8 protein-coding genes are annotated in these 14,742 nt (G+C 69.0%); 4 read left to right on the top strand and 4 right to left on the bottom strand.

Annotated elements, in window-relative coordinates; all coding sequences use genetic code 11:
- Nucleotides 1-3: 3 nt before the first annotated feature.
- From R2J76_RS05360 to R2J76_RS05350, 3 genes are all read right to left on the bottom strand, one after another.
- Nucleotides 4-3,429 carry a TonB-dependent receptor gene (locus R2J76_RS05360; protein WP_316414776.1) on the bottom strand — a complete coding sequence of 1,142 codons (3,426 nt, stop codon included), beginning with the start codon at nt 3,427-3,429 and terminating at the stop codon, nt 4-6.
- A gap of 27 nt (nt 3,430-3,456) precedes the next feature.
- Nucleotides 3,457-4,224: a hypothetical protein gene (locus R2J76_RS05355; RefSeq protein WP_316414775.1), complete on the bottom strand. Its 768-nt coding sequence runs from the start codon at nt 4,222-4,224 to the stop codon at nt 3,457-3,459.
- Between the two features lie 91 nt (nt 4,225-4,315).
- Nucleotides 4,316-7,771 (bottom strand): Ig-like domain-containing protein, encoded by a 3,456-nt coding sequence (locus R2J76_RS05350; RefSeq protein WP_316414774.1) that lies wholly within the window; start codon nt 7,769-7,771, stop codon nt 4,316-4,318.
- A gap of 273 nt (nt 7,772-8,044) precedes the next feature.
- On the opposite strand from R2J76_RS05350, the gene R2J76_RS05345 reads away from it, so the two are divergent.
- From R2J76_RS05345 to R2J76_RS05330, 4 genes are all read left to right on the top strand, one after another.
- A complete protein-coding gene (locus R2J76_RS05345; RefSeq protein WP_316414773.1) occupies nt 8,045-9,223 on the top strand; it encodes a XylR family transcriptional regulator in 1,179 nt (392 codons plus the stop codon).
- 104 nt (nt 9,224-9,327) lie between these two features.
- Nucleotides 9,328-10,170 (top strand): glycoside hydrolase family 16 protein, encoded by an 843-nt coding sequence (locus R2J76_RS05340; RefSeq protein WP_316414772.1) that lies wholly within the window; start codon nt 9,328-9,330, stop codon nt 10,168-10,170.
- 8 nt (nt 10,171-10,178) lie between these two features.
- Entirely contained in the window at nt 10,179-11,765 is a 1,587-nt protein-coding gene (locus tag R2J76_RS05335) for a glycoside hydrolase 5 family protein (RefSeq protein ID WP_316414771.1), read from the top strand.
- A complete protein-coding gene (locus tag R2J76_RS05330) occupies nt 11,762-13,342 on the top strand; it encodes a glycoside hydrolase family 30 protein (RefSeq protein ID WP_316414770.1) in 1,581 nt (526 codons plus the stop codon). The genes R2J76_RS05335 and R2J76_RS05330 overlap by 4 nt, the downstream gene beginning before the upstream one ends.
- Nucleotides 13,343-13,564: 222 nt before the next feature.
- Here R2J76_RS05330 and R2J76_RS05325 read toward each other — a convergent pair whose 3' ends face one another.
- Nucleotides 13,565-14,728, bottom strand: coding sequence for a DUF4382 domain-containing protein (locus R2J76_RS05325; protein ID WP_316414769.1), 1,164 nt, complete (start codon nt 14,726-14,728; stop codon nt 13,565-13,567).
- Between the last annotated feature and the right edge of the window lie 14 nt (nt 14,729-14,742).

Here is a 14,742-nt window from a genome sequence, read left to right as displayed (position 1 = left end):
CGCCTAGAACTTGAGCCCGATGCTGAAATCGCCCACCTTCCGGCCGCCGTAGCCCTGGTTGTAGTCGCCGTACTTGGCGCCCGCGTCGCCCGGGGTCTGGCCGTAGAAGCGGTTGCCATTGAACAGCGCCATGGGGCTCCCGGGGGCCACGTTGACGGTGGAGCTGGGGGAATCCCCCGTGAAGTAGCCGTACACGTTGGTCATGACGAAGTGGTTGAAGATGTTGTCGATTGACACGAAGCCGATGAGGCGCACCTTGCCCAGGCCCAGGGGGATGTCCCACTGTACCTTGGCCCCCACCTGGTAGTAGTCCACGCCGGTCTTGAATGCGCCCATGTCCCCGTAGTAGGTGGGGAAGTAGGTCTGCCAGTTGGAGGTGCGCTGGTCCACGTCGATGACCCGCTCGCCGTTGATGCCCCCGGGCAGCTGCAGGGCGGAAAAGCCCGCCAGGGACCGGTAGTCGGTCCAGCCCTGGGCCTGGATGACGCCGCCCGTCCAGGTGTCGCCCTTGAGGGAGAAGGAGACGTTGCCCTTGCCCACGGGGTGGGTGTAGGTGAGGAACACGTGGGCGATCTGGTTGCGGCTCAGGAGGCCCTTGCCCACGGCCCGCTCCTGCTGCTCGGGGCTGAGGAGCTTCTCGCGCAGGGTCTTGTAGTTGTAGTAGTCCAGGTCGTTGGTGCCCGTGGACTGGTCGTAGGTGTAGGACCCGATGAGGCTCCAGCGGGAGCTGAGCTGCTTCTGGAAGGCGATCTCCAGGCCCGAGTAGATCCGGTCGAACTTGGAATTGAGCCAGGAGGTCTTCTGCTTCCACATGCGCAGGGGGTCGTTGGGGTCCGGGCTGACCATGTGGACCATGGAATCCATGCCGTAGTCGTGGATGGAGCTGACGATGCTGTCCTTGTAGACCCGGCGGATGGCGTTGGCCTTGAAGTAGCCGGTCTCGTAGTTGCGCTGGTAGCCCACGCTGAACTCGTAGGCGTAGGGGGCGCGCAGGCCCTTGGCGATGTAGGTCTGGCGCGCGTCCAGCATGTCGTAGGCGGGGCCGTAGTTCTTGGGGTCGATCAGGGTGTCGTAGTCCACGAACCGCACGCCGTTCATGTTCTGGCCGGTGTACGTGTAGCCGTTGTGGAGGCCCGTGGGCGCGTCGCCGAAGGCGGCGCTGGTGTCGAAGCCGGGCTGGCCCCCGTCCAGGTTCGCCCCGTTCCACAGGTGGACGGTGCGCACCTCCCAGGCGTTGCCGCGGAAGTTGTTGGCCACCGCGTCCGAATAGGCCGAGGCCAGCTTGGCGGCCGAGAAGGACCACACCTCCCGGTTGCCGCCGTCGGGGTTGAACTTCACCAGGAGGCGGGGCTCGAACACGTTCATGTCGTCGAGCCTGTTGCCCCCCTGGTCCTGCATGGTGAGCTTGTTGTAGCGCGCGCCCACCATGACGTTCAGGAAGTTGTTGACGGTCCAGTTGTCGTTGACGTAGACGGAGGTGGTCCGGTTCTTGGAATCGCCGGGATTGTCGTAGAACTTCTCCATGTGGGCGCTGGGGCCGCGGATGGCCTCCCAGTGGAGGAAGGGGGCCTGGGTTCCAAGGCCGTTGGGCATGTTGGCCCAGGCGTTCCAGCCGTTGGCCACCGGGTTCTCGCCGGGGCCCATCTGGAGGATCTCGGTGGGGTCCGAGCCCGCCTCGCCCCGGTGGAAGGTGGGGTAGAGGTACTTGCCCGTGACGGAATCCCGGTACCAGCCGCCCGTGAACACGCCCCGGTTGCCGTACTTGGACCGCCCGAAATTGTAGAGGCTGGCCACGCTCTCGGCGCCCAGGTCGATGTCGTGGCTGCCCAGGAAGCTCTGGAGGGTCTTGACGTTGAGGGACCAGGTGCTGTTGCCCTTCTTCAGGGGGCTCACGTCGTAGGTGGACATGTTGGTGAGCAGCGGGCCGTAGTCGTAGCTGTCGGGGCTGCCCAGCCAGGAGTGGGGCCCGCTCTCGCCCCGCAGGAGCATGGCCGGGTCGGGGCTGGCGAAGTAGCCCGACACCGAAACGCCCGGGTTGGGGTTCTTCACGTCGTTGAACGTATTGGCGGCGTAGGTGGTGCGGGCCTCCACCGACCAGTTGGAGGCCAGCATGCCGTTCCAGCCCAGGGTCCAGGCCCGGGTCTCGGTGACCATGTCGCCGATGCCCCGCAGGATGTTCCCCTCCCAGGGGTCCGTGTTGCGCTGGCCCTGGACCCCGCCCTGGGTGGTCTTCTCCTCCAGGAAGGTGGCGCTGAGGGAATGGTTCGCCGAGACCAGGCCGGTGAGCTTGCCTTCGAACTTCTGGAACTTGATGGAGGAGCTGAGCTTGGTTCCCGCGTCCTCGGCGGTGTTGCCGTAGTTGCCGCCGGGGCCGGTGTTGATGACGTCGTCCACGTTCTTGTTGAGGCCGTAGGTGGCCATGGGCCGCAGCAGGCTCTGCACCTGGCCCCAGGGGATGTTGGGCTGGCCGGCCTTGACGCCCACCACGGTGTAGCCCAGCAGGCCCGAGGTGGCCTGGCTGGGGGTGACCCGGGTGCCGAGGGTGAACCACAGCCGGTCCTTGATGATGGGGCCGCTGAAGGTGAAATCGGTGGTGTGGGTCAGGTCCTCCCGCAGGAGGTTGGAGTTATTGTTGGCGTTGGTGAGGGGGAAATCCGCAGCCATGGAGGCCCGGCTCATGTTGGCCCGGATGGTGCCCTCGAAAGCGTTGGACCCGGTCTTCGTGACGATGTTCACCTGGCCGCCGCTCACGAGCCCGTTGCGGGCGTTCAGGCCCGAGGTCACCACCTGCACGTCCTCGATGCTGTCCGGCAGGGGCGCGTAGAGGGAGGAATAGGTGCCCGTGTCGTCCTTGACGTTGATGCCGTCGATGCTGTAGAGGATCTGGTTCATGTCGGAACCGCGCACCCGGGCTTCCTTGCCGTAGCCGGAGATGCCCGGGGCGATGTTGGTGATGGCGTCGAAGCCCTGCATGGACACGGGCATCTTCAGCAGCTGGTCGGCGGAGTAGTTCACCGAGATCTTGTCGCTGGTCTTGGCCTCGGCGGCGGCGGAGGTGCCCACCACCTCCACGGTGGCCGAGGCGGCCTGCACGGCCTTGAGGGCGAAATTCAGGGTCTGGTTGGAGCCCAGGCCCACCCGGACGTTCTTGGCCGTGCGCCCGATCATGCCGGCCGCGCTCACCTTGATGGTGTAGTTGCCCACGGGCAGGAGGAGGGCGTGGTACTCGCCCTTGGCGTCCGTGGTGAAGACCTTGGTCTGGAACAGGGCCGGGCTTTCCAGGGCGACCCGGGCGCCCCGGAGGGGCTGGCCGGCCTCGTCCGTGAGCACGCCGCTGAGGGCGCCGGTGGTGGTCTGGGCCATCAGGCCCGCGCCCCCGGTGAGCATCACCGCGACGCTGGAGCGAAACAGCAAATTGCGCATGGTCATCTGAGTCTCCGCGATTCTCTGTTGGGCCTAGAAATGGAACACATAGGCGACTTCGGCATGGGGCACCATCCGGTTCCGGCTGGTGAGCGCGTCCATGGGCCACGCGGCGCCGGGGTTGGAGCGGCGCCCCGGCGCGCCGGAGTCGTAGGCGGAGGCCGAACCCGCGTAGTGGTGGTATTCCATGGCCGAGTAGCTGAGCAGCACCACGTTGAACTCGACGCTGGAGTCCTTGTCGGCCTTCCACACCAGGCCCGCGTAGGGGGAGGGCACGTACTTCGCCTTCCGGGTGGAGCCCAGGTAGAAATCGCGCCAGGCCTTGTCGCCCGACGCCACGTCCCAGGGGGCGCTCTGGGCGTCACCCACGTACTGGTGCTTGAAGCTGCCGCCGAACTGGAGCCCCGCCTGCCAGCGCCAGGCGGTGTTGAGGGCCTGGCTGTACGAAGCCCGGAACGTGAGCCCGGCGAATTCGTTGCGCTTGGATTCCACCGCCTTGGCGGGATTCATGGGCAGCAGGGCCGGGTCCAGCCTGGAATCGTCCGGGACGGTGAAGTAGTCGTCGCCGGTCTTGTAGATGTATCCGATCTCCAGGCCCACGGTGCCGGGGCCGACGCCGTAGCCCACGTTGAAGCCCAGGCCGCTGTAGGGGGCCCGCAGGTGGTCCTGCTGCTTTCCGGCGATGCCGAACCGGAACTTGAAGCTCTTGGAGAAACCGGTCTCCTGGGCGCGAAGAGGGGCCAGCGCGCCGCAGAGGCACAGGGCCAGTCCCCCGCGAACCAGGTGTTTTGCTCCAATCATGACGTCCTCCGAATGGGGAAATGTCCGTGTGTGTCGTCGAAACCGGCGTGGGCGCGGGGCCGGCGTTCCGGCCCCGCGCCCTTGGGGTGGGTCAGGGCAGGAAGGCCAGGTCGTCCAGGTAGGTGACGGTGCCCGTGCCCGCGGCTCCGAAGCCGGGGAAGATGGAAACCTTGTCGTAGGTCTTGGTGGCGTCGAAGAGGCCCGTGAAATCGAAGGTCAGGGTCTCCCAGGCGCCGGCGCCGGTGGTCGTGGCCTGCTTCTCGCAGGAGACCGTGCCGTTGCCCTGGTCCTCCACCTTCAGGAGCACCGGGGTTCCCGCGGCCGGGGAATAGACGCGCAGGGTGAACTTGTTGAGCCCCGCGGCGGAGAAGGGGATGCGGCCGATGGAGAAGTTGGCCCCGGTGGAGACGGTCACCCCCGCCCAGGTCTGGGCGCCGGCGATCTTGGTCACCTTGGCGGCCAGGTTGGAGCCGCCCGCGGGATCCGCTTCCACCGTGGCCCCCTCGTCGCCGCCGAAGCCGGTGAGGACGTAGGTGGCCAGGAAGTTGTCGAAGGTGACCGGCCCCTCGAAGGCGTCGAAGGTGACGTCGTCGAAGTAGTAGGTCTTGCCGGTGCCGGCATTGCCGAAGTCGAAGAAGATCGAGGCCTTGTTGTAGACGGTGGTGGCGTTGAGGGCCGCGGTGCCGCTGGAGGGAGTGGCGAAGTCGAAGACCAGGGTCTCCCAGGCGTTGGCGACGGTGGTGGTGGCGTCGGTCTCGCAGGAGAGGGTGCCGTCGGCGGCGTTCTCCACCTTGAGCTTGACCTTGGCGCCCGCGTCGGGGGAGTAGGTGCGCACCAGGATCCGGGTGGTGCCGTGGCCCAGGGGGATCCGGGACAGCGCCAGGTTGGAGGCGCCCAGGGCGAAGGTGGTGCCGGCCCAGGTCTGGGCGCCGGCGGCCTTGACGACCTTCACCACCTTGTTGGCGCTGCTGGCGGGATCGGTGGCCACCGTGGAATCCTCGGCGCCCCCGAACCCAACCAGGGTGTATGCGAGGGCGGGGTTGTCGAAGGTGAGGGTCGTGAAGTGGTCGAAGGCCACGTCGTCGAAGTAGTAGGTGGCGTCGGCGCCCAGGGCGGTGCCGCCCACGCCGTGCATGAAGTTGAAGAAGATCGAGGCCTTGTCGTAGGTCTTGGCGAAGTCCAGCGCGGGCGTGCCGCTGGCGGGGGTGGCGAAGTCGAAGGTGAGGGTCTCCCAGGCGTTGGCGACCGTCGTGTTCACTTCGGTCTCGCAGGCCACGGTGCCGTTGGCGTGGTCCTCCACCTTGAGGCGCACCGGGGTGCCGGCTTCGGGGGAATAGACGCGCACGGTCATGCGGGTGTGGGCGGCATCGAAGGGGATGGCGTGGAGGAAGCCCAGGGTGCCGTTGGCCGAGAGGGTGGTCCCGCCCCAGAACTGGGCGGTGGTGGGCTTGACGACCTTCGCCACCTTGTTGGTCGCGGTCACGGGATCGGCCGCGAGGGACGAGGTGACGCCGCCGAAGTCCGTGAAGCCGTAGGCCACGTTGCCCGCGTCGAAGGTGACCAGCGGCAGGTCCATCTGGCGCATGATGACCCGGGTGTCGTAGTCCTGGGACCGGGTGGCGGCCGTGGTGCCGGCGTTGCCCGCCAGGTCGGAGTAGGTTCCGGCCGGGACATTGACCGTGATCGTGCCGGCGGTGGTGGCGGGCGGGGTCACCGTGAGGGTGTAGGTGGTGCCGCTGACCTTGGTGAGGGGGCCGGCGGTGCCGCCGGTGACGGTGACGGCGGAGTCCAGGAAGCTGGAGCCCACGTCCTCGCTGAAGGTGAAGGTGAAGGTCACCGGGCCGTAGGCGGTGGGGGCCGCCACGTCATCGGTGATGGCCAGGGTGGGCGGCACGGAATCGATGAAGGGGGAATTGTGGAAGAAGACGTTGTCCACGTAGACGGTGCCCGTGCCCGAGGGGGTGGCGCCGATGAACAGGAGCTGGGCGAGGTGCCTGCGGCTGGCCAGGTTGCCGAAGCTGGCCATGGGGATGTCCAGGGACACCCACTGCTTGGTGGCGTTGAGGGCGGGGGTGGTGGTGGCGTTCACCGCCACTTCCGATTCCGAGTCGTCGCCGCCGCCGTAGACGGTGTTGGCGCCGAAGTCCACCAGCTTGACGTGGAAGTCGGTGATGTCGGGGGTCCACACGTCCACGTGGAGGTAGGTCATGCTGGTGGCGTCGACGGCGTTGCCGGCGGCGTAGAACTCCACGCCCACGTAGGCGAGGTTGGTGTACTTCTTGACGTCGTCCCCGCCGATGGTGAGGCTGGTGAGGTTGGGGCCCGCGTTGCCGTTGCTCCAGCTGGTGCCCCAGGTGTCCACGGGAATGTTGGTGTAGGCCTTGGAAAGCAGGGAGATGACCTTGGAGGGATCCACCGTGGGCCGGGCCGGCGCCGTGGTGGGCACGATGGGGGTGATGACGGTGACGGTGCCGGACCCGGGCACGGCCAGGCCGCCCAGGGTGGCGGTGATTTCCGAGGTGCCCAGGGTGAGGCCCGAAACCAGGCCGCTGCCGTCCACGGTGGCCACGGCGGGCGTCGCGGAGGCCAGGGTGAACCAGCGCAGGCTGGCGTTGCTCACGGTGACGGCGGGGGTGGCATAGGTGATGGTGCCGGTGAGCCCCAGGGACCTGGACTTGGAGATCTCCACGCTGGTGGGGGCCCAGGCGATGGTGGCGGCGGTGGGGGCGGCCAGTTCGGCCGCGGGCAGGTTCTCGTAGCGGATGTCGTCGATCCAGATGCTGTAGGCGCCTTCGTCGGAGCCTTCCGCGAAGTGGAAGAGCCCGGCGGTGGCGGTGAGCTTGGCCTTGTCGGGAAGGGGGATGACCTGCTTGACCCAGGAGGTGGTCAGGGGAAGGTTGGCCACTTCGGCGGACCAGTCGGAATTGACCCCGTCGTTGCCCAGGCCCGCCACGTTCAGGGTGGCGCTCTTGCTGGCCTTCACCCAGAAGGTGACGGCGTTGTACAGCGAGAGGTTCTGGACCGCGGCGGCCTTGAGGGCCCCGCCGGTGTAGCCCGAGGACGGCACGTCGATGCGCAGGGAGGCCGCGCCCGCGTGGGGCTGGGCGGCGTCGGGGGCCACGGCGTTGGTGGAGCCCCCGAAGGGCACGAAGGTGACGCCCTTGGGATAGGCGTCCGTGAACACCGGGAAGAAGGCCGGCGCCACGTCGATGACGGCGTCGGCGCTCTTGTCGCCCAGGTGGGCGGAGACGGTGCTGGTGCCCGCGGCCACCGCCGTGATGCGGCCGGAGGCGCTGATGGTGGCCACGGCGGGGGCGGCGGCCTCGAAGGTGGTGCCGGAGGTCACCGCTTCGGTGGTGCCGTCGCTGTAGTGGGCGGTGACCCCCAACTGGGCCGTCTCCCCGGGGAAGAGGGCCACATGGGTGGGCGCCACGGACAGGAAGGTCAGGTCACGGCCCCCCTTGTGGGAGCTGGAGCAGGCCAGCAGCCAGATCAGGGGCATCAACGCCAGCAGCGCGAAGCTCGCCCGGAGTCGTGGGGTTGACATGATATCTCCTTTTTTTAGAAGAATTAGTTTCATCCTGACACAGGTCTGGAGGGGCGCGCCGGAACCGGATGCGGAATCCGGGTTCGGGGACCGTTGGGGCAGATGGACTCAAAGAGGACTTGAGAAGGTTGAGTTATTAGAAATCATAAGTAAATGGTCTTTTTTTATTTTTTCGGATAACCTTTCGGAAACCTCCCCAGCCCCTTGTCGCCCGTGATGCAAGCGCTTTTCCGCCCCTTTCCCCCACGCGTCCGAGGCAAGAAAGGACATACGATGGCCAGGATCCGTCACATCGCCCTCCTCGTCCCCGCCTCCGGCGGCTACAGCCGCGGCATCTGCCGGGGCGTGGCCAGCTACGCCCTGGAACAGGACAATTGGCTCATCTTCCCCTATGAACGGGCGGAGTTCATGAAGCTCCCCCACTGGCTCAAGAAGGGCCACATCGACGGCATCATCGGCTTCATCTCCACCGCGGACCTGGGCCGGCAGATCACCTCCCTGGGGGTGCCCCTCGTGGACGTGCAGGGCGAGGGCAACTGCCCCGACTACCCCTGGATCGACACCGACCCCGGGGTCGTGGCCGCCCTGGCCGACGAGTTCTTCACCAAGGCCGGCTTCAATCACTTCGCCTTCTGCGGCTACCCCGGCGTGTTCTTCTCCGACCGGCGCTCCGAAGCCTTCACCGCCCTGGTGCGGGAACGGGGCCTCACCCCCCACGTGTACGAACCGCCCCCCAAGGTCTCCAGCGCCATCCGCCAGCAGTTCCGGGAAATGCGGGGCCTGGAGTACGAACCGAACCTGGCGGCCTGGCTGGCCCGCCTCCCCAAGCCCGTGGCCATCCTCGCCTGCAACGACACCCGGGGCCAGCAGCTCATCACCGCCTGCCGGGACCTGGGCATCGCCATGCCCGGCGACGTGTCGGTCATGGGCGTGGACAACGACGAAATCCTCTGCCGGCTCTGCCGCCCCACCCTCACCAGCATCGCCCCGGACACCGAAGGCATCGGCCTCCTGGCGGGGCGGCTCCTCACCAGCATCCTGGACGGGGAACCGGTGGAGGCCCGGCTGTACAAGCAGCCCCCCCTGCGGGTGGTGGAGCGGGAATCCACGGACGTCACCACGGCGGAGAACCCCCTGGTGCTGGCCGCCTCCCGGGTGATCCGGGACCGGGCCTGCCGGGGCGTTTCCGTGGAGCAGGTGTGCGAATTGGCCGGCTGCTCCCGGTCCACCCTGGATGGGCTCTTCCGCAAGAACCTGGGCCGCTCCATCGCCGGGGAGATGGTGCGCGTGCGCCTGGGCACCGCCATGCGGCTCCTGGAGAACACCTCCGCCACCCTGGACGAGGTGGCCGAGGCCTGCGGCTTCCAGTCCGCCACCTACTTCTGCCGCTTCTTCAAGCGGGAGAGCGGCAGCACCCCCACCCAGTACCGGGCCGCCCACGCCCCCCGCTGAAAAGGGACACCTTTTACGAAATAAGACTATAGGCTATCCATCTTTCGCTTGGCACTCTGGTTCCGATTCCCCGCCAGCCCCTCCCCTCCCATGGAGCCCTTCCCATGAAGACCCTCACGGCCCTTCCCTTCGCCCTCGCCACCCTCCTGCTGGGCTGCGGCGGCGGCTCCTCCTCCAACGGCGGCACGCCCCCCAAGCCCAGCGGCACCTGGGTGCTGAGCTGGAGCGACGAATTCAGCGGCGCCGACGGCAGCGCCCCCGACGCCGCCAAGTGGGCCTTTGACACCGGCGGCAACGGATGGGGCAACAACGAGCTGGAGACCTACACCAGCCGCCCCGCCAACGCCCAGATCCAGTCCGGCAACCTGGTGGTCACCGCCCAGGCCGAAACCTTCACCGGCGCCGACGGCATCACCCGCAACTACACCTCCGCCCGGCTCAAGACCCAGGGCCTCTTCTCCCAGTCCAGCGGCCGCTTCGAGGCCCGCATCAAGGTCCCCACCGGTCCGGGCATCTGGCCCGCCTTCTGGATGCTGGGCACCGACGTGGCCACCAACGGCTGGCCCAACTGCGGCGAGATCGACGTCATGGAAGTGGTGGGCAGCCAGCCCTCCACCCTCTGGAGCACCCTGCACGGCCCCGGCTATTCCGGCGCCAACGGCCTCACGGCGAGCAAGGTCCTCGCCTCGGGCAAGTTGTCCGACGACTACCACCTCTACGCCGTGGAATGGGAGGGCACCCAGATCCGGTTCTACCTGGACGACGTGCTCTTCTCCACCCGGGCCGCCGCGGATCTGCCCAGCGGCGGCCTGTGGGTCTTCGACCACCCCTTCTTCCTCATCCTGAACGTCGCCGTGGGCGGCAACTGGCCCGGGAGCCCCACCGGCTCGACCACCTGGCCCCAGAAGATGTACGTGGACTACGTGCGGGTCTACCGCCGCTCCTAGGAGGCGCCATGCGAAGGCTCCTGCTTGCCCTGGCCCTGCCCTGCGCCGCGGCCGGACTGGAACTGAAGGACGGCTGGTACCACCTGGACGGCCACCGCTTCCTGGTGAACGCCCTGGGCTACGAGAGCGGGGCCCGCCCCGGGGAGGCCCCCTACGAGACCCGCGGAAGGGACCTGGACCAGGTGCGCCGGGACCTGGAGCTCATCAAGGCCGCGGGCTTCAACGCCATCCGCACCTGGTCCCAGATGTCGGAACCCGAGCTGAAAGTGGTGCAGGCCTCCGGCCTCAAGATCGTGTTCGGCATCTGGCTCAAGCCCGACGAGGACTTCGCCGACCCCGCCGTGGCGGCCCGGGACCTGGAGCTCATCCGCTCCACCCTGGCCTACACCCGCGCCTACGACTGCGTGATCACGTACCTCATCATGAACGAGCCCATGCCCGAGCACATCCGCAAGGTGGGCGCCGCGGCCACCCGGGACCTGTGGGCCCGCGCCACGGCGCTCATCCACGAGCTGCACCCCGGGGTGCCCGTGACGATCTCGGGCAATGCCGCCATCACCGAATGGGTGGACATGGGGCTCTTCGACGTGCGGGGGCGCAACGCCTACGACTACCGGGACAGCGCCAACTTCACCCACGGCTTCGCCGAGGCCCAGCGCATGCTCGCGGGCACCGACGGCAAGCCCGCCCTCCTGACGGAATTCGGCCGCTCCGTGTCCCGCAAGGGCGAGGGCCTCTACGGCGGCAACACCCTGGGCCAGCAGGCCGAGGCCATGACCCGGTACTACCGGGATTTCCTGGACGCCGGCGGCACGGGCCTGTGCCCCTTCTACTACGCGGACGGCTGGTGGAAGGCCGGCAATCCCGCCGTGCACGACGACGAGGCGGAGGAATGGTTCGGCATGCTGGGCTTCGGCTCCCTCAAGGACGCCGCCGGCCACCCCCGCCCCGCCTGGTACGCCCTGGCCCAGTACAACCTGGCCCTGGTGGCCTCCCCCCGGAACCACGCCTTCTACCGGGAGACCGTGCCCCTGGAGGCCCACTGCCAGCCCGCGGTGAAGCGAATCCGGGTGGTGTTCCGGGACCGGGTCCTGCTGGAGGCCGTGCCCGACGCCCGGGGCCGCGCCACGGGGGAGGTGCGCTTCCCCGGGGAGGGCCTCACGGACCGGGAGCTGGTGGTGGAGGCCCTGGACGCCGCGGGCCGGGTCCTCAAGTGGGAGACCCTCGTGGTGCTCACCGGCAAGGATCCCGTGGAATGGCCCCGCCTGGAGCTCGCCACCGGCGTGGACGGCCTCCGGGGCGCCCGGGAGGTGCCCGTCACCTTCCGCCTGGGCCCCACCGGCCCCTTCAAGGTGGACGGCGGCCTGCGCTACGCCTTCTCCCCCCACAAGGGCTGGGAGCCCGGGGAGACCCGCACCCGCCCCATCGCCCCCGGCGCCCCCGTGGCCGACGCGTACCGGCCCCCCGCGGGCTGCGCCGTCCTGTCCGTCTTCGGCGGCGTGGATGTGCGCTTCGGCAAGTTCGTGAAGACCCTCACCGCCCGCAGGTTCCTGTACGACGGGCCCTGGGCCGACCCGCTGCGGGTCCGGGAATGATCCCCGCCGCGGTCCTTCTGCTGGCCCTGGCGGCGCCCCCGGCCCCCTTCGTCCAGACCAGCGCCGCCGGAGAGCGCCTGCGGGAGCTGCCCCCGCCCCGGCTGCGCCGGGGCGCGCCCGTGCGCGGCACGCTGGTGGACATCCATCCCGGCGACCTTCGCCAGACCCTGGAGGGCATCGGCGGCGCCCTCACGGAAGCCTCGGCCTGGGTCCTGGCCCAGCTGCCCGAAGCCTCCCGCGGCCAGGTCCTGGACCGGTTCTTCGGCCCCGGAGGCGCCGGCTTCACCCTGGCCCGGGTTCCCGTGGGCGCCTGCGACTTCAGTGTGGAGGGCCGCTTCTCCTACGACGACGTGGCCGGGGACGAGGCCCTGGCCCACTTCTCCATCGCCCCCGACACCCGCGGCTTCAAGGGCGCCCGGGACCCCGCCTACGCCCTCCTGCCCCTGGTGAAGGACGCCCTGGCCCGGGAGCCGGCCCTGAGGATCGTCGCCAGCCCCTGGACCGCCCCAGCCTGGATGAAGGACAACCAGGACTTCTACGGCGCCGGCCGCGGCGGCACCCTCCTGCCCCGCCACCACGACACCTTCGCGCGCTACATGGTGCGCTACCTCCAGGCCTACCGGGACGCCGGCGTGCCCATCTGGGCCGTGACCCCCGAGAACGAACCCATGGGCAACGGCGGCCAGTGGGAGAGCATGGAGTTCACCGCCGGCGACCTGGCCCGGTACGTGGGCGGCCACCTGGGCCCGCGCCTGCGCGAAGCCGGCCTGGGCGCCGTGAGGATCATCCAGTTCGACCACAACCGCGACGCCGGCGCCCTGGAATACACCGCCGCCATGATGGCCGACCCCGCCGCGGCCCCCTTCGTGTGGGGCACCGGCGTACACTGGTACGAGCGCACCCGCGCCGGCGGCGCCGCCGTCCTGGACGAGCTGCGCGCGCGCTGGCCGGCCCTTCCCCTCCTGCACACCGAGGGCTGCGTGGACGCCATCTCCCTGGAGGAGAACGCTCCCGGCGGGGCCTTCCTGGGCTGGCGCAACGACGCCTGGTGGTGGAGCCCCGGGGCCGCCGACTGGGGCTACCGCTGGGCCCCCGGACCCGCGCGCCGGGACCACCCCCTCTACGCCCCCGTGCACCGCTACGCCCGGGAGCTGCTGGAGGGCCTCAACCACGGACTGGCCGGGTGGATCGACTGGAACATCGTCCTGGACCGGCGCGGCGGCCCCAACCACGTGGGCAACTACTGCGCCGCCCCCGTGATGGTGGACACCGCCACCGGCGACGCCTACCCCACCCCCCTGCTCCCCGTCCTGGCCCACTTCAGCCGCTACCTGCGCCCCGGGGACCGCATCGTGCGCGTGGCCACCCCCGGCGCCAGCCCCCTCCTGGCCACCGCCGCCCTGCCCCCCGACGGAGCCCACCTCACCGTCATCGCCTTCAACCCCTCCCCCCGCCCCCTCACCTACACCCTCCAGGTGGGCCGGGCCCGCGCCACCCTGGGGATCCCCGCCAACGCCCTCCAGTCCCTGCGCATCCCCCTCCCAGGAACCGCCTCAAGGCCCCCGACCCGGCCTTGAACCCCCTCCATCCCCTCCATCCCATTCATCCGATTTCATCCCTGTTCCCGCAGGGCCAGAGCAGGGATGGGTCGGCGCATGCGGATCAACCGCGCGCCGCCCCACCCCATCGCTGGCCCTGCGGAAACAGGGATGAATTTGGATGAACGGGATGAAGGGGATCAGCCGTGAATAATCGAATGGCTATCGGCTGGCTTCGAGGGTGTGGGTCGAAAACCCGATCTAGAACCCGAGATTGACCGTGGCCGTCGCCCCGGCGACCACGGCCGCCGGCACCACCGCGGAGGCGGAGGCGGTGGTGGTGCCGTCGGGGTTCTGGGTGGCGCGCAGGGCCTGGAGGCTGTAGGCCCCGGCCGGGAGGCCCGTGAAGCCGAAGGTCTCGGTGGCGGTGCCCAGGGCGGCCATGTTCGTCCTGACGATGAAGGTGTGGGTGCCGGAGGTGGGCGAGGCCAGGGACGCCAGCAGGTTCACGAGATCGCTCTGGTCGGCGGTGGCCAGGGGGGTGATGCCGCCGGAAAGGGAGCCGGTGGCGGCATCGGACATGAAGGCCGCGCTGTAGGTGAACACCGGCGACATCCCCGTGAGGGCGAAGGCGTCGCTGGCCTTGGCGTCGTAGGAGACGGGGGCGGCGGCGCCCACCTGGGGCTGGCTCACCACGTAGTAGGTGGCGCCCACCGGAAGCAGGTCCAGCGTGTAGGCGCCGGTGGCGTCGGTGACGGTGCTCCGGGAGATGCGGGCATTGCCGGAGCCGTCCAGGGTCTCGGCCAGCACCGCCACCCCCGCCAGGGCCGCGCCGGTGGCGGAATCGGTGAATTTGCCGGAGATCGACCCGGTGACCACCTTGTCGTAGGCCCACACCGTGGGCCTCAGCATGTACTTGCCCGAGGCCCCCGCCCCCACCACCTGGATCGAATGGGCCGCGTCGAAGTCGATCCACACGTCCTTGGTGGTGCCGGCGGCCACGTCGAAGCTCACGATGAGCTTGATCCCGGTCTGCATGCCGGAGGGGACGGTGAGGGCGTGGGAGGTGCCGTCGGCGAGCACGATGCTGTTCCCGCTGCCAAGGACCAGGCGCATCTGGTCATAGTGTCCCGCGGGCAGGGTGGCCCCGTGGGCCAGGGTCTCCTCGATCCCGCCCACCAGGTTCAGGAGATTGACCGTCTTGCCGGGGGTGCCCAGGGTGATCCAGGCGCCGCCGCCGGAGGAGATCTCCACGGTCTGGATGTTCAGGTCGATCTCCTGGAAGCCCGAGATGGGGCCGTCCACCAGGTGCACGTTCATGGCCGCGCCGGTGGGGGACGCGGAGGACGAGGTGCCGCCGCAGCCCACGAGGCCTGCCAGGCCAAGGACGGCGACCGCAAGGGGCAACGCGGTGGAATTCTTCATGGGGGCCTCCTTGA

This window comes from Mesoterricola silvestris (assembly GCF_030295405.1).
Taxonomy (GTDB): Bacteria; Acidobacteriota; Holophagae; order Holophagales; family Holophagaceae; genus Mesoterricola; species Mesoterricola silvestris.
Note: the sequence above shows the minus strand (reverse complement) of the source record. Positions and strands in the feature narration are given on the sequence as shown.

Excerpts from the sequence above, each read along its gene's own strand:
- R2J76_RS05360 (WP_316414776.1), bottom strand. The coding sequence starts at position 3,429 with ATGACCATGCGCAATTTGCTGTTTCGCTCCAGCGTCGCGGTGATGCTC.
- R2J76_RS05355 (WP_316414775.1), bottom strand. The coding sequence starts at position 4,224 with ATGATTGGAGCAAAACACCTGGTTCGCGGGGGACTGGCCCTGTGCCTC.
- R2J76_RS05350 (WP_316414774.1), bottom strand. The coding sequence starts at position 7,771 with ATGTCAACCCCACGACTCCGGGCGAGCTTCGCGCTGCTGGCGTTGATG.
- R2J76_RS05345 (WP_316414773.1), top strand. The coding sequence starts at position 8,045 with ATGGCCAGGATCCGTCACATCGCCCTCCTCGTCCCCGCCTCCGGCGGC.
- R2J76_RS05340 (WP_316414772.1), top strand. The coding sequence starts at position 9,328 with ATGAAGACCCTCACGGCCCTTCCCTTCGCCCTCGCCACCCTCCTGCTG.
- R2J76_RS05335 (WP_316414771.1), top strand. The coding sequence starts at position 10,179 with ATGCGAAGGCTCCTGCTTGCCCTGGCCCTGCCCTGCGCCGCGGCCGGA.
- R2J76_RS05330 (WP_316414770.1), top strand. The coding sequence starts at position 11,762 with ATGATCCCCGCCGCGGTCCTTCTGCTGGCCCTGGCGGCGCCCCCGGCC.
- R2J76_RS05325 (WP_316414769.1), bottom strand. The coding sequence starts at position 14,728 with ATGAAGAATTCCACCGCGTTGCCCCTTGCGGTCGCCGTCCTTGGCCTG.